Origin of the sequence: Globicatella sp. HMSC072A10, from assembly GCF_001811625.1 — a bacterium.
GTDB classification, from domain to species: domain Bacteria; phylum Bacillota; class Bacilli; order Lactobacillales; family Aerococcaceae; genus Globicatella; species Globicatella sanguinis.
Window position 1 is genome coordinate 1 of sequence record NZ_KV805666.1, and the last position, 2,613, is coordinate 2,613.

1 rRNA gene is annotated in these 2,613 nt (G+C 50.8%); it reads left to right on the top strand.

The window, feature by feature from the left end:
* Positions 1-2,599 (top strand): 23S ribosomal RNA (locus HMPREF2811_RS03405); the annotation flags it as partial.
* Positions 2,600-2,613 lie beyond the last annotated feature (14 nt).

A 2,613-nucleotide genomic window follows, 5' to 3' on the forward strand; every position in this document is an offset into this window, starting at 1 on the left:
CTCCAATATAAGACCGAAGTGAGTAGTAGAATCTGATGGGAAGCAGAGCGAGACAAGGTGAGAGCCCTGTATACGAAACTGACTGAAGCTTTAGGAGTATCCTGAGTACGGCGGGACACGAGGAATCCCGTTGGAATCCGCCAGGACCATCTGGCAAGGCTAAATACTCCCTAGTGACCGATAGTGAACCAGTACCGTGAGGGAAAGGTGAAAAGCACCCCTGGAGGGGAGTGAAAGAGTACCTGAAACCGTGTGCCTACAAGTAATCAGAGCCCGTTAAGGGGTGATGGTGTACCTTTTGTAGAATGGACCGGCGAGTGACGATACCATGCGAGGTTAAGTTGAAGAAACGGAGCCGTAGCGAAAGCGAGTCTGAATAGGGCGAGAGTATGTTGTTGTCGACCCGAAACCAAGTGACCTACCCATGAGCAGGTTGAAGGTGTGGTAAGACACACTGGAGGACCGAACCAGGACACGTTGAAAAGTGTTTGGATGACTTGTGGGTAGCGGAGAAATTCCAATCGAACTTGGAGATAGCTGGTTCTCTCCGAAATATATTTAGGTATAGCCTCAGAGTAAGAGTCATGGAGGTAGAGCACTGTTTGAACGAGGGGGACGCAAGTTTTACCGAATTCAGATAAACTCCGAATGCCAAGGACTCATCTCTGGGAGTCAGACTGCGAGTGATAAGATCCGTAGTCGAAAGGGAAACAGCCCAGCCCACCAGCTAAGGTCCCCAAGTAATTGTTAAGTGGAAAAGGATGTGGAGTTGCACAGACAGCTAGGATGTTGGCTTAGAAGCAGCCATCATTTAAAGAGTGCGTAATAGCTCACTAGTCGAGTGATTCTGCGCCGAAAATGTACCGGGGCTAAACAATACACCGAAGCTGTGGATTCTAGTTTAAGACTAGAGTGGTAGGAGAGCGTTCTATATGCGGCGAAGGCATACCGTGAGGAGTGTTGGAGCGTATAGAAGTGAGAATGCCGGTATGAGTAGCGCAAGACGGGTGAGAATCCCGTCCACCGATAGACTAAGGTTTCCAGGGGAAGGCTCGTCCGCCCTGGGTTAGTCGGGACCTAAGCCCAAGCCGACAGGCGTAAGCGATGGACAACAGGTAGAGATTCCTGTACTTGATGTTATCGATTGAGTGAAGGAGGGACACAGGAGGTGACTCCACGCATCCGGATGGAAGAGGATGTGCAAGCAGTGAGTTTTAGTAAGAGTGAAATGCTTTTACTTAAAAGGATGAGCTGTTAAGCGTAGCGAATAAAGTAGCGAAGGTGGATAATCAAACTGTCGAGAAAAGCTTCTAGCGAGATAACATGAACCCGTACCGCAAACCGACACAGGTAGTCAAGTGGAGAACACTAAGGTGATCGAGAGAACTCTCGTTAAGGAACTCGGCAAAATGACCCCGTAACTTCGGGAGAAGGGGTGCTGGTAGGAATACCAGCCGCAGTGAATAGGCCCAGGCGACTGTTTATCAAAAACACAGGTCTCTGCCAAATCGAAAGATGACGTATAGGGGCTGACGCCTGCCCGGTGCTGGAAGGTTAAGAGGAGAGGTTAGCGCAAGCGACGCTTCGAATTGAAGCCCCAGTAAACGGCGGCCGTAACTATAACGGTCCTAAGGTAGCGAAATTCCTTGTCGGGTAAGTTCCGACCCGCACGAAAGGCGTAACGATCTGGGCACTGTCTCAACGAGAGACTCGGTGAAATTATAGTACCTGTGAAGATGCAGGTTACCCGCGACAGGACGGAAAGACCCCATGGAGCTTTACTGTAACTTGATATTGAGTGTTTGTGTGACATGTACAGGATAGGTAGGAGCTTATGAATCGTGAACGCCAGTTTACGAGGAGGCGCTGGTGGGATACTACCCTTGTGATATGAACCCTCTAACCCGCGTTGTGAGGCAACGGGAGACAGTGTCAGGTGGACAGTTTGACTGGGGCGGTCGCCTCCTAAAGTGTAACGGAGGCGCCCAAAGGTTCCCTCAGAATGGTTGGAAATCATTCGTAGAGTGCAAAGGCAGAAGGGAGCTTGACTGCGAGACCTACAAGTCGAGCAGGGACGAAAGTCGGGCTTAGTGATCCGGTGGTACCGTATGGAAGGGCCATCGCTCAACGGATAAAAGCTACCCTGGGGATAACAGGCTTATCTCCCCCAAGAGTTCACATCGACGGGGAGGTTTGGCACCTCGATGTCGGCTCATCGCATCCTGGGGCTGAAGTCGGTCCCAAGGGTTGGGCTGTTCGCCCATTAAAGCGGTACGCGAGCTGGGTTCAGAACGTCGTGAGACAGTTCGGTCCCTATCCGTCGCGGGCGTAGGAAATTTGAGAAGAGCTATCCTTAGTACGAGAGGACCGGGATGGACGCACCGCTGGTGTACCAGTTGTTCCGCCAGGAGCATCGCTGGGTAGCTATGTGTGGGAAGGATAAGCGCTGAAAGCATCTAAGCGCGAAGCCAGCTTCAAGATGAGATTTCCCATTCGAAAGAAGTAAGACCCCTGAGAGACGATCAGGTAGATAGGCTAGAAGTGGAAGTATAGTGATATATGGAGCGGACTAGTACTAATCGGTCGAGGACTTAACCACGAAGATTTAAGGTT